Consider the following 22,572-nt stretch of genomic DNA (forward strand, 5'->3'; position numbering starts at 1 on the left):
CGGTGCCCGGCGACGGCTGCGGAGTGCACGAAACGGCTGCGCGGGGGCGTACCCCGCGCAGCCGTTAAGGACGGTGCTGTCGTTCGGTGGTCGTCCGTCGTGGCGACCGCCCCCGCGCCGCTACTGCTTGCGCAGGGTGCGGAAGGTCGGGCAGTCGAACGGGTCGCGGGCCGCGAGCCCCACCCGGTTCAGGTACCGCACGACCATGCCGTAGGACCGCAGGGCCGTGGTCTCCGTGTAGGGCATCCCGATGGACGCGCAGTGCTCGCGGACGATCTCACGGGCCCGGGCGAGGTGCGGTCGCGGCATGCTCGGGAAGAGGTGGTGCTCGACCTGGTAGTTCAGACCGCCGTACAGCGCCGTGATCCCACGGTCCGGCACGACGCGTCCGCCCATGATGTTGCGGGACGTCAGCACCTGCCGCGACAGGAAGTCGAGCTTCGAGTCGTGGGGGATGATCAGCATCCCCTTGTGGTTGGGGGCGAACGACGCACCCATGTAGACGCCGAACACGGCGAGGTGCACGCCGACGAAGGCGGCGGCGATCCCGGGTGGCAGGAGCCAGAACACCAGGCCGAGGTAGACGGCGAGGCGCACGGCGATGGTGACGATCTCACGCACCCAGCCCTCGCGCCGGTCGCTGATCAGGCTCTTGATGGACGTGACGTGCAGGTTGAGGCCCTCGAGGGTCAGCAGCGGGAAGAAGAGCCAGCCCTGCCGGCGGATGATGACCGCGCGCCAGCCCGACTTCGTGGCCGCGTCCTCCTCGGTGAACGAGATGGTGTCGAACGAGATGTCCGGGTCGGCACCGACCTTGTTCGGGTTGGCGTGGTGGCGTGTGTGCTTGTTCATCCACCACGAGTACGAGATGCCGACGACACCGTTCGCGAGCCAGCGCCCGGCACGGTCGTTGGCAGGCCCGGACGTGAAGACCTGGCGGTGCGAGGCCTCGTGCGCGAGGAACGAGAACTGGGTGAGGACGATGCCGAGCACGCCCGCCAGCGCGAGCTGCCACCAGGAGTCCCCGAGCAGGAACATCCCCGCGACGACACCCACGGTCAGGGCAGCGAGGACGCCCGCGGTGGTCGCGTAGAAGCCGACGCGGCGCTTGAGCAGGCCGGCGTCTCGCACCGTCCGCAGCAGCGCGGCGTAGGTGCCCGTCGCGGCGTCGCGCGGACGGACGCGGGCCGCGCCGACGACGGGGGGGCTGACGAGAGAGGTCACGCTGCCTCGCAGGTGCTCGGGTCGACTTCCCAGCCTGTCGGTGAGCGGACGCTCGTCGTGCGGATGTGCCGACTGTACGGGACCGTGCTGGGCGTGTCGGATGGTGAGCGGCACCACGCAGGATCTCCCCATCTTCCGCGCCGTCCCCCCTGACGGCGCGGAAGAAGGGGAGCCGGACCGTCAGGACTCCCGCAGCTCCAGGTACTTCGCGATGAGGGCCTTCGTCGACGGGTCCTGCGCGTCGAGCGCAGCGCTGTCGCCCGTGACCGCGGGCGCGATCTCGAGCGCGAGCTTCTTGCCCAGCTCCACGCCCCACTGGTCGAACGAGTCGATGCCCCACACGACACCCTGGACGAACGTGATGTGCTCGTACAGCGCGACGAGCTGCCCGACGACGGACGGCGTCAGGGCAGGCGCGAGGATCGACGTCGTCGGACGGTTCCCCGAGAAGACGCGCGCCGGAACGATCGCCTCGTCCGTGCCCTCGGCCCGGACCTCGTCGGCCGTCTTGCCGAACGCGAGCGCCTTCGTCTGCGCGAAGAAGTTCGCGAGGAACAGGCTGTGCACGTCCGCTCCCGGCTCGACGGCGGCGCCGTCGCCGACCGCGTCGAGCAACGGGCGCGCCGGGTTCGCCACGGCGATGAAGTCCGCCGGGATGAGTCGCGTGCCCTGGTGGATGAGCTGGTAGAACGCGTGCTGGCCGTTCGTGCCGGGCTCGCCCCAGAACACCTCGCCGGTCTGCGTCGTCACGGGCGTGCCGTCCCAGCGGACCGACTTGCCGTTCGACTCCATGGTGAGCTGCTGCAGGTACGCCGGGAACCGGTGCAGGTACTGCGCGTACGGGAGGACGGCGTGCGTGTGCGCGTCGAGGAAGTTCGTGTACCAGACGTTGAGCAGGCCCATGAGGACGGGCACGTTCGCCTCGAGCGGCGTGGTGCGCACGTGCTCGTCCGCGGCGTGGAAGCCCGCGAGGAGCTCCTCGAACGCGTCGGGCCCGACGGCGATGGCGACGGACGTCCCGATGGCCGAGTCGACCGAGTACCGGCCGCCGACCCAGTCCCAGAACCCGAACGCGTTGTCCGGGTCGATGCCGAACGCCGCGACCTTGTCGAGCGCCGTGGAGACCGCGACGAAGTGCTTGCCGACCGCGGCGGTGCGCGCGTCGTCGGTGTCGTCGAGCACGCCGGCGTCCGCGAGGCGCTCCCACAGCCACTGGCGCGCGAGGCGCGCGTTCGTGAGGGTCTCGAGCGTGCCGAACGTCTTCGACGCGACGATGAACAGCGTGGTCTCGGGGTCGAGGTCGGCCGTCTTCTCGTACACGTCCGACGGGTCGATGTTCGACACGAACCGCACCTCGAGACCCGGCTGGACGTACGGCTTGAGCGCCTCGTAGACCATGACCGGCCCGAGGTCGGAGCCGCCGATGCCGATGTTCACGACCGTCTCGACACGCTTGCCGGTGACGCCCGTCCACTCGCCCGAGCGGACCTTGTCGGCGAAGTCGTAGACGCGCGCGAGCACCTCGTGGACGTCGTGGTCGACGTCCTGGCCGTCGACCACGAGCGGCTCGCGGCTGCCGGCCTCGTCGTCCTCGGGGTCGACGGACGGGCGACGCAGGGCGGTGTGCAGGACGGCGCGGTCCTCGGTGACGTTGATGTGGTCGCCGCGCAGCATCGCCTCGTACCGTCCGGCGACGTCGACCTCGCGCGCGAGCGCGACCAGAAGGGTCAGCGTCTCGTCCGTCACGAGGTTCTTCGAGAGGTCGACGGTCAGGTCGGCGAGGTCGAGCGTGAGGCGCTCCGCGCGGCCGGGGTCGGCGGCGAACCAGCCGCGCAGGTCCGGGGTCAGGGCGTCGCGGTGCGCGCCGAGAGCGCCCCAGGAGGAGGTCGTGGTGGGGTCGGTCGGGGGTGTCGTGGTCACGGTTCGAATCTACGCGGCCGCGCGCCCTGGTGCCGCGTGTCGCCCGGCCCGTGAGCCCGGGGCAGGAGCGGTCACAGACCGCACGATCCGTGCTGCCGCAGGACGCCGGTACCGTGGACGGATGCGTACGGGGGTGCGGTCGGGACGACGGCGCTGGCGACGCCGGGAGACGGCGCTCGTCGGTGCGGGCGCGCTCGTCGTCGCGCTCGGGCTCGGCGGCGTCTCGTACGTGGGCCGCGATCGTGTGCTCGAGCAGGACCTCTACCTCGACACCATGGCGGTGTCGGTGAGCGTGGACGCGTCCGGCACGGTCCACCAGGAGCTTCGACCGGTGCCCGCGACGACGGGCGACGACGCGCTGCTGCCCGGCTCGCGCGTCCTGCGTCCGGCGGCCGACGCGTCCGCCGCCGAGGTCACGGCCGCGGACGCGGAGGCGACCGCCCAGCGCGACTGGCTCGCGGCCGGCACCGTGCCGGGGGCCGGCACCGCTGACGAGGACATGGCGCGCGACGCCCTCCTGGACCTGCACGTCATGACCGCGGACGACGGCGCCGTCCTCGCCGCGGGGTCCGGGCCGTGGCAGTACGCCTGGCCGCGCGACGGCGCGTTCGCCGCGGTCGCGTTCGCCCGGACGGGCCACCTGGACGACGCCCGCCGCGTGCTCGCGTTCTTCCAGCGCGCGCAGGAGCGGACGGGCGACCTCGAGGCCCGGTACCTGCCGGACGGCTCCGGGTCGCCCGACGGCCGGGCTCGTCAGCTCGACGGGAACGGCTGGCTGCTGTGGGCTCTCGGCGAGGTGGTCGACGCGGCGCCCGTGGCGCAGCAGGCGGGCCTCCTGGACGACTTCGCGAGCCTGCGGCACCGGTCCGAGGACGCGGCACGTGCCGCCCTGCAGACGACCGGCCGATATGCCGGGCTCCCGAGGGTGTCGCCCGACTACTGGGAGAAGAAGGAGACGAAGCCGACGCTCGGCACCGCCGCCGCGCTCCTCGCTGGCCTGCGCGCCGCCGAGCGGCTCGAGGACCACGCCGGCGACACGGGACGGTCGGCACGGGCCGGGTCGTCGGCGGCGACCCTGGCGGCGGCGATCGACCGCGAGTTCGGACCCGACTACGGCCGGTACCCCGGCAGCGACCGCCGCGACGCGGCCGTCGCGTTCCTGCTCCCGCCGTTCGCCGCGACCGCGGACCCGGCGGTCGTGTCCGCGCTCGGCGCCGCCGCCGACCAGATGGCGCGCCCGGCGGGCGGCCTCGCGCCGGGTGCCGACTGGCACGACGACGGCGTGTCCTGGACGCCCGAGACCGCCGCCGTCGCCCTGGGTGCCGCCTCGGCCGGGGACGACGACCTCGCGCGGCGGCTCGTCGACTTCCTCGCGACGCACCGCACGGCCGCCGGGTCGATGTCCGAGAAGGTGCTGTTCGACGGCCGTCCGGCGGGTACCGCACCGCTGGTCTGGAGCGAGGCGACGACGCTGCTGGTCCTCGACGCGCTGGACGACGAGGACCAGCTGGACGGCTAGGCGCTCAGCCGCGGTGCATCCCGTGCATGCCGTCCATGTCCTGCATGCCGCCCTGGTCGTGCATCGCCGGCATGCCTGGCATGTGCGCCTCCGAGCCGGCGGGCGTGGCCGACATCCCCGCGCCCGCGACGGACGCCACCACGACCGCGGTGAGCAGCAGGACGCTGAGCTGGCCGGCCGTCCGCCGCCCCGACGGGACGCTCGCACGAGGGCTGCTGCCGGACCGTGCGTCCGCACGGCGCGCGGCGATCGTCACGGCCACGCCAGCGCCGACCTGCAGGAGAGCGGCCGCGGCGTCCGCCGTCCCGATCACCTCGTGGAGCGCCCCGGCGAGAGCGAGCCACCCGGCTCCCGCCGCAGCGAGGACCGGGCCGACCGTGCGTCCGGCGGGAACACGTCCGCCACGCAGCGCGACCAGGGCGAGCCCGAGCTCCGCGAGACCCAGGACGAGCGGGACGGCGAGGAGCGCAGACCCGCCCTGGTCGCCCACGAGCGCCAGGTTCACGAGCGCCGCGCCGAGCACGACGAACGCGAGCGCGGTCGTCGTCGCCCAGCTCGGCGTCCGGACGGTCGTGGTCCGTTCCGTCCGGACGCCGGGACGGGCGGTGACGGCGGACATGTCAGGCGACCGCCTGGTTCGTCCGGTCGGGCTCGCGGTCGGCGGCGAGGCCGACGCCGAGCAGCAGCACGGCGCTCGCGAGGTGCAGGACGTTGTCGGCACCGTTCAGCGCGATGATGTTCGCCGCCGACCCGATGATGAACAGCCCGACGATCCCGACGAGCAGGTACACGGCGCCGATCGTGGTGTTCACCGCGCGCGCGGACCCGACCGCACGGGACGCGAGCAGCAGGGCGAGCCCGATCGCGACGTGCACGATGTTGTGCAGCGGGTTCACCGCGAACACGATCAGCTCCTTGCCCTCGGTCGACGCGAAGCCGACCCCGGGCGTGATCGCGAAGCCCACGAGGCCCACGAGGAGGTACACGGCGCCGAAGACCGCTGCGAGCAGACGGTTCGGGGAGGAGGTCAAGCCGTTCATCGGTCGCACCTTCCGGTCGTGGCGCGGGCCGTCCCCGCGCCGTCACGTGCGGGGTTCGGTGCCCGGACGCGTCCGGATGGGTGCGTCGTCAGTCGCGGCGCCAGGACCGGTCGGTGAGCATGCGCGAGACGGACAGCCCGATGGGCAGCGCCACGATCACGAGGCCCGCCTGGGCGCCGAACGAGAGCGCCTGCGTCATGTCGCCGTCGGACAGGTGGAACACGGCCCGGTACGCGAGGGCGCCCGGCACCATGATGACGACCGCCGGCACGGACACGGTGATCCGCGGGACCCGCAGGCGTGGCGCGACCACGGCGGTGAGCAGCCCCACGACGACCGCGCCCGCGAACGCGGCGCCCTGGACGGCGACCCCGCGCTCGTCCAGGGCGATCCGCAGGACGTTCCCGACCGCGCCGACGGCCGCGGCCCCGAGGGCCATGCGCCACGGGCTGTTGAACATCAGGGCGAAGCCGAGCACGCCCCCGAAGCTCGCGACCGCGCGCAACGTCCACAGGACGACGCCGGGCAGGTCGGGCGGGACGGGCAGGTCAGGGGACAGGCCCGCGAGCGCCGACACGCCCCACACCGACAGGGCTGCCGACGCGAGGATCGCGGTCGCGTACGCGAGCCGGGACAGCGCCGCCGAGAAGTCCGACTTCGCGATGTCGAGCCCGCCCGTCACGAGCGGGAAGCCCGGCACGAGGAACAGGACCGCGGCGACGTACCCGGCCTGGTGCTGCGTCTGGGTCAGTCCGGTGCCGTGCAGGCTGCCGACGAGGCCCAGGTAGACCAGGCACGCGAGGGCGGCGACGAGCATCGTGGTGCCGAAGTGGTTGTACCCGCCGTGCAGCAGCCGGCGGCGGACGCCCTGCCCGAGCGTCGCCGCGACGAGCACGCCCACCATCTCGACCGGACCGGCACCCAGCAGGAACGCGAACGCCGTGCACGCGACACCCGCAGACAGGGCGTTGAGCCACGGCCCGTACAGCGGTCCCGCGTGCTCGATGTCGTCCAGGCGTGCCGTGACGTCCTCGACGGTGACGGTGCCCGGGTCGGCGCGCTCGACGTCCGACGCGAGGGCCTCGAGGTCGGCGAGCCGCCGCGCGTCCACCCCGACCCGGCGCACCTCCGTGACCTCCGTGCGGAACGAGCGCCCGCGCCGGGACGTCGTCGTGATCTCGGTCAGCGTGACCTGCGCCTCGTGGGTCTCGACGCCAAGCGCGTGGGCAACCCGGGCCATCGACTGCTTGACCCGGTACGACCCCGTCCCGGACGACAGGCTCAGGCGGCCGACCCGCAGCACCACGCCCGACCGGCGGATCAGGTCGAGCTCGTCGGCGTCCGGGAGAGACGGCATGGCGTCATCCTCTCGGACGCCGCCGGGGTGCGCAGCCCCGCCCGTCCTGCCCGTCGCCGAACAGGCGTTTGCCCACCTGATATCGCGTGATCCGGTGGACGAGCGCCTGCTCGGCGGGAGGCGAGCGCCTGCTCGGGCGTCAGGCCTGCGCGGCTCCCGTGTTCGGGCCGATCACCGAGAAGGTGGCCCCCCGCGGGTCGGTGACGTTCAGGAGCCGGCCGAACGGTGTGTCCTCCGGCCCCCGGACGACCGTCCCGCCCAGCTCGGTCACCCGGGCCGCGGTCGCGTCGGCGTCGTCCGTCCCGAAGTAGACGAGCCAGTACGACGGCCCGGGGACGCCCGAGCGGGGGTCGTCCATGATCCCGGCGTACTGCTGCCCGCCGACCTCGTCGACGGCGTACCGGAACTGCGGCTCGTCCGACATGATCCTCGGCGTCCACCCGAGCTCCGCGTAGAACGGCACGCTCGCGTCGAAGTCCTGGGTGTGCAGCTCGTGCCACCCCGGCGCGGCGTGCTCCGCGACCGTCTCGAAACCGGTCTGGGTGCCCGGCTGCCACAGCGACACCGCGGCGCCCGACGGGTCGACTACGACCGCCTGACGTCCCAGGTCCATGACGTCGAGCGGGTCGAGGACGACGCTGCCGCCCGCGCGCTTCGCCGCCTCGGTCGCGGCGTCGACGTCCGGGGCGTGCAGGTGGACGAGCCACCCGAGCGGGGACTGCGGCGACATCTGCGGCATGACGCCTGCGACGCGCTTCCCGTCGAGGAAGAACGTGCCGTAGTTCCCGAACTCCGGACCGTGGTTCTCGTGCGTCCAGCCGAACAGGTCGGTGTAGAACGCGACGGTGGCGTCGAGGTCGTCCGTCGTGAGGTCGTTCCAGATCGGTGCCCCGGTGGGCAGGTCGCCGCGTGCAGGCATGGTTCCTCCAGGGTGCGTGTGATCGGTGTGCGCGGGATGTCCGTGCTCCCACTCTCGACCGACCGGCGAAATCGCGCGAACTCATCGCCCCGGTGCGGCCGGGGGTCGTCCGTCGCCTACGCAAGGTCGCTTCGCGTCCGTTGCGGCGCACGCGAAGCGCCGATCCGCACGCGGAGCTCGCGCCCGGACCCGCGCGCGTCCGGACGCCGGCCGCCGCAGAGTGGACACGGAGGTGGCGACATGACCGACACGTACCCGACGATCAGCGGCGTCGTCCTGGACACGACGGACGCCCGGGCGCTCGCGGAGTTCTACCGCGCGCTGTTCGGGCTCGAGTACCGCGAGGGCGACGCCCCGCCCGCTGCGGGCGAGCCGGATCCGCGCGGCGAGGACTGGCTCGTCCTGCGCGGTGAGGGGTTCTCGCTGGGCTTCCAGCAGGTCGACGACCTGGCCCGCTCGACGTGGCCCGCGCCGGACGTCCCGCAGCAGCTCCACCTGGACACGACGGTGGGTTCGGCGGACGAGCTGGCGCGCCAGCGGGACCGCGCGCTCGCGCTGGGCGCGACGGTCCTGCACGACCGCAGCGACCATCCCGACGAGCCGCTCTACGTGTTCGCGGACCCGGACGGCCACCCGTTCTGCATCTTCGTGGCGTAGCCGGTCGACGCGGTCAGCCGGCGGCGTCCAGCGCCTGCACGACCCGGCGGACGCTCGACTCGAGCCCCCACTCCTCGATGAGGGTCGCGAGCGCGTCGGGGAACGCGGGGACGCGGGGGAGCGCGTCCGGTAGCGGGTCGTCGGAGCTCGGGAGCGCCAGCGAGACGGGGGCGTGCCGCGCAACCCGGACGACACCGGGCGCGACGTCGAGGTAGTCGGACGCCTCGGTGAGCCGGCGCCGCTGGGTCGCGGTGAGACCGGGGTCGCCGTCGTCGCGGGCCCGCACGACGCCGGCGAGGTCGCCGTACTTCGCGAGCAGCGCCGCGGCGGTCTTCTCGCCGACGCCCGCGACACCGGGCAGCCCGTCGGACGGGTCGCCGCGCAGCGTCGCCATGTCGGCGTAGGCGGGGCCGGACGCCACGGCGTACTTCTCGCGGAGCACGGCCTCGTCGACGACGAGCAGGTTCTTGATGCCCTTGACGGGGTAGAGGACGCGCACCCGGTCGTCGTCGGACACGAGCTGGAACAGGTCGCGGTCGCCGGTGACGATGTCGACGGGGTCGCGGTCGCCCTCGGGCCGGGACGCCTCGCGCGCGACGAGCGTCCCGATGACGTCGTCGGCCTCGAACCCGGGCGCGCCGACGCGGGGGATGCCGAGGGTCGCGAGCGCTTCGACGATGACGGGGATCTGGCGCTGCAAGGCCTCGGGGACCTCCTCTCGCCACCCGGGGGTCCCGTCGGGGCCGTCGAACCCGGTGAGCTCCTCGACGACGCGGTGACCCTTGTACGAGGGGATGGCCTCGACGCGGAACCGCGGCCGCCAGTCCTCGTCCCAGCACGCCACGAGACGGGTGGGGTGGTGGTCGGTGACGAGGGTCGCAATCATGTCGAGCAGCCCGCGCACGGCGTTGACGGGCGTGCCGTCGGGCGCCTTGATCGAGTCGGGCACCCCGAAGAACGCCCGGAAGTACAGGCTGGCGGTGTCGAGCAGAAGCAGGCGTCCGGGGACGGCGTCGGCGGTCATGCACCCATCCTGCCGCGGACGTCCGACGACGTCAGCGGGGATCGCGTGGGCGTTCGGACGGGTCCCAGCCGGGCCGGGGCTCGCGGGCGGCGACGGACGCGTCCCGGGACCGGTACACGATGTACGGGCGGAACAGGTAGGGCAGGGGTGCCGAGAACGCGTGGACGAGCCGGGTGAAGGGCCACAGGGCGAAGAGCAGGAACGCGGCGACGATGTGGAGCTGGAAGGGCGCGGGCACCCCGGTCATCAGGACGGGTTGCGGGTCGAGGTACCAGAGCGACCGGAACCACGGCGAGATGCTCTCGCGGTAGTCGTACCCGCCGCCGGCCTCGAGCAGCTGGGTCTGGACGGTCGACCAGGCGCCGAGGGCGATGGACGCCGTGAGGCCGACGTACATGGTCTTGTCCATGCGCGTGGTGGCGAGGAACACCGGTCCGGTGGTGCGCCGGCGGTAGATCAGGATGAGGAGGCCGGCGACGAGCAGCAGCGCGCCGAACGACCCGGCGTAGGTCGCGAGCGCGTGGTACCAGGTCTCGGAGATGCCGGCGGCCTCGGTCCACGTCTTGGGGACGACCAGCCCGACGACGTGCCCGACGACGACCAGCAGCAGCCCGACGTGGAACATCGGAGACCCGAGGCGCAGCAGCCGGTTCTCGTAGAGCTCGGAGGACCGGGTGGTCCAGCCGAACTTGTCGTACCGGTAGCGCCAGAACGTCCCGACGACGAACACGGCGAACGTCACGTACGGCAGGACGACCCAGAGCAGGATCTGGGAGCTGGTGGCGCCGCTCATCGTGGCCCTCCGCCGGTCGGGTCGTACGGTTCGAGCGGGCCGTGGGCGCTCACGCCCACCATCTCGGTCGGGGGACCGGCGGTCACGAGTTCCGTGTACCGACGGTGCATCGCCGGGTCGAGCGGGCCGAGGGTGAGGCAGACGGCTTCGACGACGTCCGTCCAGGGGCTGCGCTCGCCGCGGTCGGCGGACGCGAGCGCGGAACGCAGCACCTCGATGCCGTCGCGGTGGGTGCCGAGGAGCCCCGCCGCGATGACGGCGTCGTCGCCGGTGGCGCGCGCGGAGAACTCGAGGACGACGGGCAGGTGGTCGGGCAGCTCGTCACCGGCGACCTCCCACCCGGCGGCCCGGTACGCCTCGACGAACCGGACGAGCGCGGTCCCGCGCCGACGGGTGTCGCCAGCGGCAAAGTACGACAGGTACATGGAGCACTGGCGCCGCAGGTCGAACGTACGCACGTATGCGGCGGCGAGGACGTCGGCCGGCGTGTTCTCGACGACGTCCACGAAGGCGGCGAGGCGGGTGGCGACGTCCGCGGGCAAGGGGCTGAGGAGTGCGCGCACGGCCGCGGTGCTCGTCCGCAGCGTGTCGTCCGGGTAGCCGAGCAGGACGGATGCGGCGAGGTGCGCCGCCCGTCGCTGCTGCGGGGTGACGGGGAGGGCGTCGAGGGGCTCGGCGCGGGGCGTGCGCCGCGACAGCGTGACGAAGCTCCGCATCAGCTCTCCTCGGGAGGGGTCGCGCGGGTGGACGGCCGTTCGTGGGCGTCGTCGTCGGTCGGCGTGGAGCCGGGCGGGAACAGGCCGGCCGGGCGACCGTTCCCGTCCCAGTTCAGGAGATTGACCCGCCCGGGGGTCGACGGTCCGTTGGGGGAGTCGGCGGTCTGCCGCGCCTGCAGGACGTGGAAGTTCTCGACGGCCACGGGTGCCGGCTTGCCGGAGGAGGAGCCGAACGGCCCCGCACCGCCCATCCCGGGCCCGCCGTCGAAGTCGAGCGAGCAACTCATCTCCTCGAGCTCGCGCGCGATCTCGGTGTGCGCGGGCGGGATGACGTAGCGGTCCTCGTACTTGGCCACGGCGAGGAGTCGGAACATGCTCTCGACCTCGCTGCCCGTCATGCCGACGGCGGCGGCGGTCTCCTCGTTGCCGGGATCGCCGAGGTTGATGTCCCGCATGTAGGACCGCATGGCGGCGAGCCGCCGCAGCACCCGTTCGACGGGTCGGGTGTCGCCCGCGGTGAACAGGCCGGCCAGGTAGTCCAGGGGGATGCGGAGCTGCGGGATGGCAGCGAACAGGGTGCGCGCGTCCTCCCCGTCGTTGCCGGACGACGCGATCACGTCGACGACGGGCGACAGCGGCGGGATGTACCAGACCATGGGGAGGGTCCGGTACTCGGGGTGCAGCGGCAGCGCGAGCTCGTACCGGCTGATGAGCGCCCAGATCGGTGACCGCTGGGCGGCCGTGATCCAGTCCTCCGGGATGCCTGCGGCGCGGGCAGCGGCGACCACCTCGGGGTCGTCCGGGTCGAGGAAGACGGACCGTTGCGCGGCGAGCAGGTCGTGCTCGTCCTCGACCGATGCCGCCTCGGTGACGCGGTCCGCGTCGTAGAGGACGAGCCCGAGGTAGCGGAGGCGTCCGACGCACGTCTCGGAGCAGATCGTGGGCAGGCCGACCTCGATGCGCGGGTAGCACAGGGTGCACTTCTCGGCCTTGCCGGTCTTGTGGTTGAAGTAGACCTTCTTGTACGGGCACCCGGTGACGCACATGCGCCACCCGCGGCACTGGTCCTGGTCCACGAGGACGATCCCGTCCTCGGCCCGCTTGTACATGGCGCCCGACGGGCACGACGCGACGCACGCCGGGTTGAGGCAGTGCTCGCAGATGCGCGGCAGGTAGAACATGAACGTCTGCTCGAGCTCTTCGGCGACGTGCTCCGACATGTGCTGCAGGATCGGGTCGCGCTGCATGGTCGCGGTCGACCCGGCGAGGTCGTCGTCCCAGTTGGCCGACCACTCGATCTTCATGTCCTTGCCGGTGAGCAGGGACTTGGGTCGTGCGACGGGCGTCTGCTTGCCCTGCGGTGACGACAGCAGCAGGTCGTACTCGTACGTCCAGGGCTCGTAGTAGTCGTGGATGGACGGCAGCTTCGGGTTGGAGAAGATCGTCGCCAGCTTCTTGATCTTCCCGCCGGCGCGGAGCTTGAGCTTCCCGCGCCTGGTGCGCTCCCAGCCGCCCTGCCAGCGCTCCTGGTCCTCGTGCGTGCGGGGGTAGCCGAGCCCGGGCCGGGTCTCGACGTTGTTGAACCACACGTACTCGACGCCGGTGCGGTTCGTCCACGCCTGCTTGCAGGTGACGGAGCACGTGTGGCAGCCGATGCACTTGTCGAGGTTCATCACCATCGACATCTGGGCCATGACCTTCATCGCGTCGTCCCCTCAGTACTCGACGTCCTGCGACCGCCGACGGATCGTGGTGATCTCGTCGCGCTGGTTCCCGGTGGGACCGAGGTAGTTGAACGCGAAGCTCAGCTGCGCGTACCCGCCGACGAGATGGCTGGGCTTGAGCAGGATGCGCGTCAGGGAGTTGTGGATCCCGCCACGCAGCCCCGACGCCTCCGCGATCGGGACGTCGATGGTGCGGTCCGTGGCGTGGTGCATGTAGACCGTGCCCTCGGGCATGCGGTGCGACACGACGGCGCGGGCCACCACCACTCCGTTGCGGTTCACGGCCTCGACCCACTCGTTGTCGACCACGCCGATCTTCGCGGCGTCCTGCGGCGACATCCAGACGTTGGGTCCGCCGCGCGACAGCGACAGCATGAACAGGTTGTCCTGGTACTCGGAGTGGATCGACCACTTGGAGTGCGGTGTCAGGTACCGCACCGCGACGGTCTGCTCGGTCCGCTCCCCGACCTGCGGCGAGTCCTGGAACAGGCGGTGGAGGTCGAGCGGTGGCCGGTACACGGGCAGCTGCTCCCCGAGCTCGGCCATCCAGTCGTGGTCGAGGAAGAAGTGCTGCCGTCCGGTGAGGGTGTGCCACGGCTTGAGGCGCTCGACGTTGACGGCGAACGCGGTGTACCGGCGACCGCCGTGCTCGGACCCCGACCACTCGGGCGACGTGATGACGGCCGTCGGCCGCGCCTGGATGTCCGGGAACGTGATCCGCACGCCCTCCTCGTCCCGTGCGAGGTCGGCGAGCGGCGTGCCGGTGCGCCGCTCCAGCTGCTCGAAGCCCTGGACGGCGAGACGTCCGTTGGTCGTCCCGGACAGGGCGAGGATCGTCTCGCAGACGAATGTGTCCCGGTCGAGCCGCGGGCAGCCTGCGGTGGGGCCACCCGCGACGACGCCGTTGCGCCGGGCGAGCCCGTCGACCTCCGGCCCGGGGGAGAACGTGACGCCCTTCGTGGCCATCCCCGCCTTGGCGGTCAGCGGCCCGAGCGCTCCGAGGCGCGCGGCCAGCGCCGGGTAGTCCCGCTCGACGACGACGAGGCGCGGCATCGTCACTCCGGGGACGAGGTCGCGCTCCGACATCGGCGCACCCCAGTCCTCGACGGTCCCGTGCGGTACGGCCATCTCGTCGGGCGAGTCGTGCATGAGCGGCACGGCGACGAGGTCCTCCCGCACACCGAGGTGCGTCTCCGAGTACTCGGAGACGAGCCGGGCGATCGTGTGGAAGATGTCGAAGTCGGTGCGGGTCTGCCACGGCGGGGCGATGGCGGGGTTGAAGGAGTGCACGAACGGGTGCATGTCCGTGCTGGACAGGTCGTGCTTCTCGTACCAGGTCGCTGCCGGCAGCACGACGTCCGAGAACAGGGTGGTCGACGTCATCCGGAAGTCCAGGGTGGTCAGCAGGTCGACCTTCCCCTGCGGGGCGTCGTCGCGCCAGACCATCTCCGCGGGACGACGGTCCGGACCGGACTCCTGGGCGCTGACGGCGGCGTCGGCACCCAGCAGGTGCTTGAGGAAGTACTCGTTGCCCTTGCTGGACGACCCGAGGATGTTGGAGCGCCACACCGTGATGCAGCGGGGGAAGTTCTCCGGCGCGTCGGGGTCCTCGACGGCGAACCGGAGGCGGCCGGACCTGAGCTCCTGCACAACGTGCTCGGCCGGCTCGACCCCGGCCGCCCGGGCCTCGGCGACCACGTCCAGCGGGTTCCGGTCGAACGTCGGGTAGGACGGCATCCAGCCGCGGCGTGCGGACTCCACGAGGCAGTCGGCCGTGGTGCGCCCGGCGAAGATCCCGGGCCCCGTGGGCGAGGAGAGCGTGTCGGCGGGCAGGCCGTCGTAGCGCCACTGGTCGGTCGCGAGGTACCAGAACGCGGTGCCGATCATGTGGCGCGGTGGCCGCGACCAGTCGAGCGCGTTGGCGTACTGGTTGAAGCCGGTCAGGGGTCGGACCTTCTCCTGGCCGACGTAGTGCGCCCAGCCGCCCCCGTTGACGCCCTGGCAGCCCGTCATGGTCGTCAGGGCCAGGAACGCGCGGTAGATCGTGTCCGAGTGGAACCAGTGGTTCGTGCCGGCGCCCATGATGATCATGGACCGGCCACCGGACCGTTCGGCGTTGCCCGCGAACTCGCGGGCGATGCGCGCGGCCTGGGCCGCGGGCACCCCCGTGATCTGCTCCTGCCAGGCGGGCGTCGCGGGCGTCCGCGGGTCGTCGTAGCCCGTGGGCCACGTCCCGGGAAGATCCAGCGCGGTGCGGTTGACCCCGTACTGCGCGAGCAGCAGGTCGAACACCGTGGTGACGAGGTGGCCCCCGACGCGTCGCACGGGCACGCCGCGCAGGACGCTCCCGGCTCCTCCCTCGTGCTCGTGCCCCGTCGCCGGCACGACGTCGAACCGGGGGAGCGCGATCGTGGCGGTGAACGGCGTCGCGTCGTCGGACGCGACGTCCGCGATGCTGAGCACCGGGTCCACGTCCGCGAGGTCGAGGTTCCAACGACCGACGTCCGCGTCGCCGAACCGGTGGCCCAGCGACCCGTTCGGCACGCGTGGGGTGCCGTCCGCGTCGAGCAGCACGGTCTTGAACGCGGCGTTCGCCTGTGCCGCGTGCTCGGGCAGGTCGGCGGCGGTGAGGAACTTCGCCGGCACGCGGGGCCGCTCTCCGGGGCCGTCGGGCGCGTCGTAGCCCGTCCGGGGCGCCGGGGCGAGGGTCACGAGGTACGGGGAGTCGGAGAACCGCTTGAGGTAGTCGACGAACCGCTCCGTGCGGCGCTCGACGAGGAACTCCCGGAGGATCACATGACCCATCGCGAGGGCGAGCGCGCCGTCCGTCCCCGGCTGCGGCGACATCCACTCGTCGGCGAACTTGGTGTTGTCTGCGTAGTCGGGCGAGACGGTCACGACCTTCTGCCCGCGGTAGCGCGCCTCCGTCATGAAGTGCGCGTCCGGCGTGCGGGTGACCGGGACGTTGGAGCCCCACATGATGCAGTAGGACGCGTTCCACCAGTCCGCGGACTCGGGCACGTCCGTCTGGTCGCCGAACACCTGCGGCGACGCCACCGGCAGGTCGGCGTACCAGTCGTAGAAGCTGAGCATGGTTCCGCCCAGCAGCGAGAAGAACCGCGACCCGACGCCGTGGGAGACCATCGACATGGCGGGGATGGGGGAGAAGCCGGCCACCCGGTCGGGGCCGTACCGCTTGATCGTGTGCACGTGCGCTGCCGCGACGATCTCGGCGGCCTCGTCCCACGTCGCCCGCAGCAGCCCACCCTTGCCGCGCGCCGCCTTGTACGAGCGGGCCGCCTCGGGGTCGTCGGTGAGGGCCTCCCACGCGAGGACCGGGTCGCCGCCGACGCGAGCCTTCGCCGCCCGGTACGCGGTGAGGAGCGCCCCGCGGACGTACGGGTAGCGCACTCTCGTCGGCGAGTACGTGTACCAGGAGAACGCCGCGCCGCGCGGGCACCCGCGCGGCTCGTACTCCGGCGAGCCCGGCCCGACGCTCGGGTAGTCCGTCTGCTGCGTCTCCCACGTGATGATGCCGTCCTTGACGTACACCTTCCACGAGCACGACCCCGTGCAGTTCACGCCGTGCGTGGAGCGGACCACCTTGTCGTGCGACCAGCGGTCCCGGTAGAACACGTCTCCCTGGCGTCCGCCCTGCAGGAACACCTGCCGGAGGTCTTCGGAGACCTCCCCACGACGCAGGTGCTTGCCGAGGCGGAGCAGGCCCTGCTCGAGCGGGTCGTCGAGCGCCGTCATCAGGCGGCACTCCCGGCGTCGGTGGACGCCGCCTGTCGCTGCACGCGGCTCTTCACCGGCCCGAGCGTGAAGAACATCGTCAGGAGGGCGATGATCGCGAGGAGCGCGAAGCCGAGGTCGTAGTTGCCCTGCTGCCCGTAGACCGCGCCCATGATGAGCGGCGGGATGAACCCTCCGAGGCCGCCCGCGGCCCCGACGAGCCCGGTCACCGCCCCGACCTTCCCGGGCGGGGCAGCCTTCGCGACGAGCGCGAACACGGCCCCGGACGCGGCGCCCAGCGCGGCGGCCAGGCCCAGGAACCCGACCGTCCCCCAGAACGACAGCGACGGCTGGAACGCCTCGACCATGGCGAGCACCGCCACCGTCCCGAAGCACGTGACGCACACGGGGATGCCGCCGACCTTGTCGGACAGCCAGCCGCCCACCGGGCGCATGATCACGGCGAGGATCACGAACCCGGCCGTGCGGTTCGCCGCGTCGGACGTGGAGAGCCCGTATGCGTTGTGCAGGTCCGTGGGCAGGTAGACGCTGAACGCCACGAAGCCGCCGAACCCGATCGCGTAGAGCCACGAGAGCTGGAGGGTCGCAGGGAGCTTGAAGGTCGTCCAGGTGCGGTTCCAGAAGCCCTCCGCCGCCGTCGACGGCGACGGGGGCTTCGCGTCGCGCATGAGGAACCACGCCAGCACGGCGAACACCGCGAGGATGCTCGCGACGATCACGAAGGGTGCCTTGTCGCCGTGCGCGTCCACGATCTTCACCGTCGTGAAGGCGGAGATCGCGGTGCCGCCCATGCCCATCCCGAAGATCCCGATGGCCGTCCCGCGGCGCTCGGGCGGGTACCAGGCGTTGACGTACGGGACACCGATCGCGAACGTCGTGCCGCCGAGGCCCAGGAAGAACCCGCCGATCAGCATCAGCGGGTACGAGTCGGACGCGACGAACGCGATGAAGAGGACCGGCACGATGGTCGCTGCCGTCACGATCGGGAACATCAGGCGACCGCCGTAGCGGTCGGTCAAGGCGCCCACCGGGATGCGTCCGAGCGACCCCACGATGACGGGGACCGCGACGAGGAACGACTGCTGGAAGTCCGACAGGCCGAGCGACTCCTTGTAGGAGGCCCCGAGCGGGCTGATGAGCGCCCACGCCCAGAAGTTGATCGCGAACCCGATGGTCGCGAGCGCCAGCATGAAGCCCGCCTTGGAACTCGTGCTGGGCGGCGTGGCGGCAGGTTCGCGCCGCGCTGCGGGCGCCGTGCCGGGGCCGTCGTCACGCCCGGCGGGATCTGAAGTCGACATCGCACGCTCCTCGAGGGGTGCCCGCCGTCGGACGGGCGAGTCGCCGTTGTCTCGCGCTTGTCACGCTAGCGGCGGGATCCCGGGTGCGCAGGTCGGGGCCTCGGCCTGCGCACCCGGGGCTCGCGGCGTCACGATGGACCCATGACCACCGAAACCCCCATCACCACCGCCCGCGGCTCGGTCGCGATCACGAACGCCTATGTCGTCCCGGTGGCGGGTGACCCGATCGACGGCGGCACGGTTCTCGTCGTCGACGGCGTGATCGCCGCCCTGGGCGCGGCCGCGGACGTCGACGTCCCCGAGGGCGTGCGCGTCGTCGACGCGGCCGGCCGCTGGGTGCTGCCCGGCTTCGTGGAGTCGCACGGCCACCTCGGGGTCCACGAGGAGGGCGAGGGCTGGGCCGGCAACGACACGAACGAGATGACGAACCCGGACGGCTCGGCGCTGCGCGCGCTGGACGCGATCAACCCGGACGACGAGGGCTTCCGCGACGCGCTGGCCGGCGGTGTGACGTCGGTGGTCGTGAAGCCGGGGTCGGGCAACCCGATCGGTGGGCAGACGGTCGCGATCAAGGTGTGGGGCGGCCGGACGGTCGACGAGCAGGTGATCAGCGACGCGGTGTCGGTGAAGTCGGCCCTGGGCGAGAACCCGAAGCGCATCTACGGGGAGCGTAAGCAGACGCCGGCCACCCGCCTCGGTGTCGCCGCGGTGATCCGCAAGGCGTTCGTGGACGCGCAGAACTACCGGGCGAAGCGGGACGCGGCGGCGGCGAAAGGCGACCCGTTCGACCGCGACCTCGGCAAGGAGACGCTCGTCCGGGTGCTCGACGGCGAGCTCGCGTGGGACCAGCACACGCACCGCGCGGACGACATCGCGACGGCGCTGCGCCTCGCGGACGAGTTCGGGTACCGGCTGGTGGTCAACCACGGGACGGAGGGTGCGGACCTCGCGGACGTCCTGGCGGAGCGGGACGTCCCGGTGATCTTCGGGCCGATGTTCACGACGCGGTCGAAGGTCGAGCTGCGGCATCGCGCGATCGCGAACCTGGGGCGTCTGGCGCGGGCTGGGGTACGGGTCGCGATCACCACGGACCACCCGGTCGTCCCCATCAACTTCCTGGTGCACCAGGCGTCGCTCGCCGTGAAGGAGGGCCTGGACCGGGACGTCGCGCTGCGGGCGCTCACGACGAACCCGGCCGCGTTTCTCCGCCTGGACGACCGGGTGGGGGCGCTGGTGCCGGGGCTGGACGGCGACGTCGTGGTCTGGTCGGGCGACCCGTTGGACGTGAACAGCCGCGCGGAGCGGGTGTTCGTGACGGGTGTCGAGGTGTACCGGTGGGACGCGACGGCGAACGGGGGCCTGGGTGGGGGAGCGGTGACCGAGCGGGGCAGCCGGTTCGACGTCTGACCGGCCGGACGCGGGCGTTTCGCGCGATTCGCATTGTCATGGGAGCGCTCCCATGACACGCTCGGACCATGACCACCGTGACAGCGACGTTGCGGCCCTTCCGGCCGTCCGACGCCGACGACCTCTACGACATCTGCGTCCGGACGGCCGACGCGGGCACCGACGCCCGCGGGATCTACACGTCGGACCGGCTCGTGGGCGACCTGTTCGCCTTGCCCTACGCCGTCCTCGAACCGGGCCTCGCGTTCGTCGTCGACGACGGCGAGCGCGTCGTCGGCTACGTCGTCGGGACGGCCGACACGCGCCGCTTCGTCGACCGGTACCGCGACGAGTGGGTGCCGGCGCTCGCGGGCCGGTACGCCGCCGCGCCCGCGGCGCTCGACGCGGCGTCGACCCCCGACGACGTCATGACGTACCTGCACGAGCACCCCGAACGGATGCTCGTGCCCGAGCTCGCGGCCTATCCCGCGCACCTGCACGTCGACCTGCTGCCCGCGTGGCAGGGCAAGGGCATGGGCCGGTGGCTCGTCGAACGGTTCCGTCGCGCGGCCGCCGCCGAAGGGGCTGCCGCGGTGCACGTCGGGATGGTCACCGCGAACACCGGTGCCCGTCCGTTCTACGACGCGCTCGGGTTCCACGTCGTCGACGTGCCCGACGCCGGACCGCTCACGTACCTCGGCCGCCCGACCCGCTGACCGTCTCGTCCGACGCGCGCTCGGAAAGCCGCGCGCGTACGCCTGCACGTGTCCGTCGCCTACGCGAAGTCCCTTCGCGTGCGCCGAAACACACGCGAAGGGACTTTGCGTAGGCGACGGACCGCCGCGGTCAGCGGGCCGCGCCCACCAGCTCCCGGTCGTCCGAGGCCTCGCCCGAGGTCTCGTCCGGCCCGGACGTCGGGCCGCCGTCGTCGTCGGACGACTCGTCGTCGGTGAACAGGTCCTCGGCCGACGCGCTCTCGTACTGCTCGAGGTCGAGGATGCCTTCCCGCTTCGCGACGACCACGGGCACGAGCACCTGCCCGGCGACGTTGGTCGCGGTGCGGCCCATGTCGAGGATGGGGTCGATGGCGAGGAGCAGCCCGACGCCGGCGAGCGGGAGCCCCAGGGTCGAGACCGTCAGCGTCAGCATGACGAGCGCGCCGGTCAGGCCGGCGGTGGCGGCCGACCCGACGACGGACACGAACGCGATGAGCAGGTAGTCGGTGATCGACAGGTGGATCCCGAAGAGCTGCGCGATGAAGATCGCGGACACGGCCGGGTAGATCGAGGCGCAGCCGTCCATCTTGGTGGTGGCGCCGAGCGGCACGGCGAAGGACGCGTACTCGCGCGGCACGCCGAGGTTGCGCTCGGTGACGCGCTCGGTCACGGGGAGCGTCCCGATGGACGACCGCGACACGAACGCGAGCTGGATGGCGGGCCAGGCGCCGCGGAAGTACGAGCGGACGCGCAGGCCGTTGCCGCGCAGGATCAGCGGGTACACGGCGAACAGGACGATCGCGAGGCCCAGGTAGATCGCGAACGCGAACCGGCCGAGGGGTGCGAGCAGGTCCCACCCGTACGACGCGACGGCGTTCCCGATGAGGCCGAGGGTGCCGAGCGGCGCGAGGCGGATGATCCACCACAGGACCTTCTGGACGATCGCGAGCGCGGAGCGGCTGAACGTGATGAACGGCTCGGCCTTGCGGCCGGACTTGTAGGCGGCGATGCCGACGACGAACGCGAGCACGACGATCTGCAGGACGTTGAAGCTGACGTTCGTGGTGGCGCTCGCGGCGCCGTCGGCGCCGGGCTCGAGGCTGGTCGACGCCCCGAGGCCGAGGAAGTTCGACGGGATGAGCCCGGTGAGGAAGTCGATCCACGACCCGGTGTGGTCGGGGGCGACGCCGGCGGAGATGTCGAGCGACGTGTGCTTGCCGGGCTGCAGGACGAGCCCGAGCGTGATCCCGACGGCCACGGCGATCAGCGAGGTGATCGCGAACCAGAGGATCGTCTTCCAGGCGAGACGCGCGGCGTTGGTCACGCCCTTGAGGTTCGCGATGGAGACGACGATCGCCAGGAAGACGAGCGGCGGGACGACGGCCTTGAGCAGGGTCACGAAGTCCTGGCCGATGGTGCCGAGCGTCGTGGTGAGCCAGTTGGGCGTCTCGTGGTCGGTGCCGGCGTCGACGGGGCCCATGTTCCGGGCGACCCAGCCGAGCAGGATGCCGAGCACGAGGCCGGCGACGATCTGGACGCTGAACGACGGCCAGCGCAGCCGTCGGCGTCGGGCGGTGGTGGTCGTCGCAGGCTGCTTCTCGGCGACGGCCGCGGACGCGGCGGCGTCCGGCGTGGTGGGTGCAGGCACAGGTGTTCCTCGGTGTGTCGGCGCCTCATGGGCGCGGGGGAGTCCGCGGACGGCAGGGTGCGGCCGGTCCGGGCGCGGGTGGGAAGCCGTTCCGGGGCGTGGTGGGCACACGCCGGTCGGCAGGGGGAGGACGGGTCTCGGGGCGGCCGCCCGCGTTCGCCGCGACGGTCCTCGTCGGGCGGTGCGGGGCGCGCGTCCGCGTGGGCGGAGGGCTCTACCTCGTCGTGCGGGTCAGCGACACAGCGCGCTGGCGACGCGTCGGAGGTCGACGTCGCGGCGCGTGGTGAGCAGGCCGGCGAACGGGCCTGTGGTCGGGCGCTGAGGCACGGAGGGAGCTCCTGCGGACGATGGCAGATGGTTGAAGCGTCAATGACGCGGCGTCCAGGCTAACACCGCCCCGCCGCGCCCTTGTTCCCGGCACCCTCTCGCCCCCGAGCCGTCACCCCGAGCCGTCACTCCCAGCCGCCCCCCAGCCGTCAGGCGCGGGCCTGCTCCCGCTCGACCGCCTCCTGGCACGTGACGCACCGCCGCGCCGTGGGGTGCGCCGCCAACCGGTCGGCGCCGACCGGCCGGCCGCACCGCTCGCAGACGCCGTACGTCCCCGCGTCGAGCCGGGCGAGCGCGGCGTCCGCCTCGACGACGCGCGCCTGGGCTGCGGCGACGAGCCCGAGCGCCTGCGCCCGGTCGACCGCGAGGGTCACGCCCTCGGGGTCGTGCTCGTCGTCGACGTTCGAGTCCTGTCGCGCGGCGGTGACGTCCTCGACGACGGCGCCACGCGCGGCGGCCTGGTCGACGGCCTCGGCGCGCAGCGCCAGGAGCCGGTCGCGGATGCGGTCGTCGTCGGTGGGCACCAGACCAGCCTGCACCCGGAAAAG

19 protein-coding genes are annotated in these 22,572 nt (G+C 72.5%); 4 read left to right on the forward strand and 15 right to left on the reverse strand.

Translation table 11 applies throughout. From position 1 onward, the window contains the following. Window positions 1-120: 120 nt before the first annotated feature. Complete coding sequence (locus tag CLV34_RS05400; protein WP_425436182.1) at window positions 121-1,224, reverse strand: fatty acid desaturase family protein; 1,104 nt, start codon at window positions 1,222-1,224, stop codon at window positions 121-123. 180 nt (window positions 1,225-1,404) lie between these two features. Further along, complete coding sequence (gene pgi / locus CLV34_RS05405) at window positions 1,405-3,144, reverse strand: glucose-6-phosphate isomerase (RefSeq protein ID WP_100349280.1); 1,740 nt, start codon at window positions 3,142-3,144, stop codon at window positions 1,405-1,407. A 121-nt stretch (window positions 3,145-3,265) separates the two neighbouring features. Between pgi and CLV34_RS05410 the strand changes: the two genes are divergently transcribed. Further along, window positions 3,266-4,663, forward strand: a complete 1,398-nt coding sequence (locus CLV34_RS05410; RefSeq protein WP_157803714.1) for a glycoside hydrolase family 15 protein — start codon at window positions 3,266-3,268, stop codon at window positions 4,661-4,663. A gap of 4 nt (window positions 4,664-4,667) precedes the next feature. Here the strand turns inward: CLV34_RS05410 and CLV34_RS05415 are convergent, their stop codons facing one another. The 4 genes from CLV34_RS05415 to CLV34_RS05430 all read right to left on the reverse strand — a co-directional run bounded on the left by CLV34_RS05415 (window position 4,668) and on the right by CLV34_RS05430 (window position 7,979). Continuing rightward, entirely contained in the window at window positions 4,668-5,282 is a 615-nt protein-coding gene (locus tag CLV34_RS05415; RefSeq protein ID WP_100349282.1) for a hypothetical protein, read from the reverse strand. 1 nt (window position 5,283) lies between these two features. Then, the gene (locus CLV34_RS05420; RefSeq protein WP_100349845.1) at window positions 5,284-5,694 is read right to left on the reverse strand and encodes a DUF4383 domain-containing protein; all 411 of its coding nucleotides are present in this window, start codon (window positions 5,692-5,694) and stop codon (window positions 5,284-5,286) included. Between the two features lie 97 nt (window positions 5,695-5,791). After that, window positions 5,792-7,060 (reverse strand): threonine/serine exporter family protein, encoded by a 1,269-nt coding sequence (locus CLV34_RS05425; protein WP_100349283.1) that lies wholly within the window; start codon window positions 7,058-7,060, stop codon window positions 5,792-5,794. Window positions 7,061-7,199: 139 nt separating this feature from the next. Beyond that, entirely contained in the window at window positions 7,200-7,979 is a 780-nt protein-coding gene (locus CLV34_RS05430) for a VOC family protein (protein ID WP_100349284.1), read from the reverse strand. Window positions 7,980-8,219: 240 nt separating this feature from the next. On the opposite strand from CLV34_RS05430, the gene CLV34_RS05435 reads away from it, so the two are divergent. Beyond that, window positions 8,220-8,636 (forward strand): VOC family protein, encoded by a 417-nt coding sequence (locus CLV34_RS05435; RefSeq protein WP_100349285.1) that lies wholly within the window; start codon window positions 8,220-8,222, stop codon window positions 8,634-8,636. A gap of 13 nt (window positions 8,637-8,649) precedes the next feature. On the opposite strand, the gene CLV34_RS05440 is transcribed toward CLV34_RS05435, so the two are convergent. The 6 genes from CLV34_RS05440 to CLV34_RS05465 are packed head-to-tail and all read right to left on the reverse strand — an operon-like array spanning window position 8,650 to window position 17,947. Beyond that, window positions 8,650-9,660 (reverse strand): 5'-3' exonuclease, encoded by a 1,011-nt coding sequence (locus tag CLV34_RS05440; RefSeq protein ID WP_100349286.1) that lies wholly within the window; start codon window positions 9,658-9,660, stop codon window positions 8,650-8,652. A 31-nt stretch (window positions 9,661-9,691) separates the two neighbouring features. Next, a complete protein-coding gene (gene narI / locus CLV34_RS05445; RefSeq protein WP_100349287.1) occupies window positions 9,692-10,453 on the reverse strand; it encodes a respiratory nitrate reductase subunit gamma in 762 nt (253 codons plus the stop codon). Continuing rightward, entirely contained in the window at window positions 10,450-11,169 is a 720-nt protein-coding gene (narJ, locus tag CLV34_RS05450) for a nitrate reductase molybdenum cofactor assembly chaperone (protein WP_100349288.1), read from the reverse strand. The genes narI and narJ overlap by 4 nt, the downstream gene beginning before the upstream one ends. Beyond that, window positions 11,169-12,872: a nitrate reductase subunit beta gene (gene narH, locus CLV34_RS05455; protein WP_100349289.1), complete on the reverse strand. Its 1,704-nt coding sequence runs from the start codon at window positions 12,870-12,872 to the stop codon at window positions 11,169-11,171. The genes narJ and narH overlap by 1 nt, the downstream gene beginning before the upstream one ends. Before the next feature lie 12 nt (window positions 12,873-12,884). Continuing rightward, complete coding sequence (locus CLV34_RS05460) at window positions 12,885-16,649, reverse strand: nitrate reductase subunit alpha (RefSeq protein ID WP_100349290.1); 3,765 nt, start codon at window positions 16,647-16,649, stop codon at window positions 12,885-12,887. Beyond that, complete coding sequence (locus CLV34_RS05465) at window positions 16,649-17,947, reverse strand: MFS transporter (RefSeq protein ID WP_100349291.1); 1,299 nt, start codon at window positions 17,945-17,947, stop codon at window positions 16,649-16,651. The genes CLV34_RS05460 and CLV34_RS05465 overlap by 1 nt, the downstream gene beginning before the upstream one ends. Window positions 17,948-18,088: 141 nt before the next feature. Between CLV34_RS05465 and CLV34_RS05470 the strand changes: the two genes are divergently transcribed. Both CLV34_RS05470 and CLV34_RS05475 read left to right on the forward strand, forming a co-directional pair. Next, window positions 18,089-19,354: an amidohydrolase gene (locus tag CLV34_RS05470; protein WP_211289361.1), complete on the forward strand. Its 1,266-nt coding sequence runs from the start codon at window positions 18,089-18,091 to the stop codon at window positions 19,352-19,354. Between the two features lie 68 nt (window positions 19,355-19,422). Next, the gene (locus CLV34_RS05475) at window positions 19,423-20,049 is read left to right on the forward strand and encodes a GNAT family N-acetyltransferase (RefSeq protein WP_100349292.1); all 627 of its coding nucleotides are present in this window, start codon (window positions 19,423-19,425) and stop codon (window positions 20,047-20,049) included. Between the two features lie 130 nt (window positions 20,050-20,179). On the opposite strand, the gene CLV34_RS05480 is transcribed toward CLV34_RS05475, so the two are convergent. The 3 genes from CLV34_RS05480 to CLV34_RS05485 form a co-directional block, all read right to left on the reverse strand. Continuing rightward, window positions 20,180-21,697, reverse strand: coding sequence for a dicarboxylate/amino acid:cation symporter (locus tag CLV34_RS05480; protein ID WP_100349293.1), 1,518 nt, complete (start codon window positions 21,695-21,697; stop codon window positions 20,180-20,182). A 231-nt stretch (window positions 21,698-21,928) separates the two neighbouring features. Next, window positions 21,929-22,024, reverse strand: coding sequence for a putative leader peptide (locus CLV34_RS17320; protein WP_425436183.1), 96 nt, complete (start codon window positions 22,022-22,024; stop codon window positions 21,929-21,931). Window positions 22,025-22,173: 149 nt separating this feature from the next. Then, a complete protein-coding gene (locus CLV34_RS05485; RefSeq protein ID WP_100349294.1) occupies window positions 22,174-22,548 on the reverse strand; it encodes a TraR/DksA family transcriptional regulator in 375 nt (124 codons plus the stop codon). Window positions 22,549-22,572 lie beyond the last annotated feature (24 nt).

The sequence above is a fragment of the Luteimicrobium subarcticum genome (assembly GCF_002798015.1).
GTDB lineage: Bacteria > Actinomycetota > Actinomycetes > Actinomycetales > Cellulomonadaceae > Luteimicrobium > Luteimicrobium subarcticum.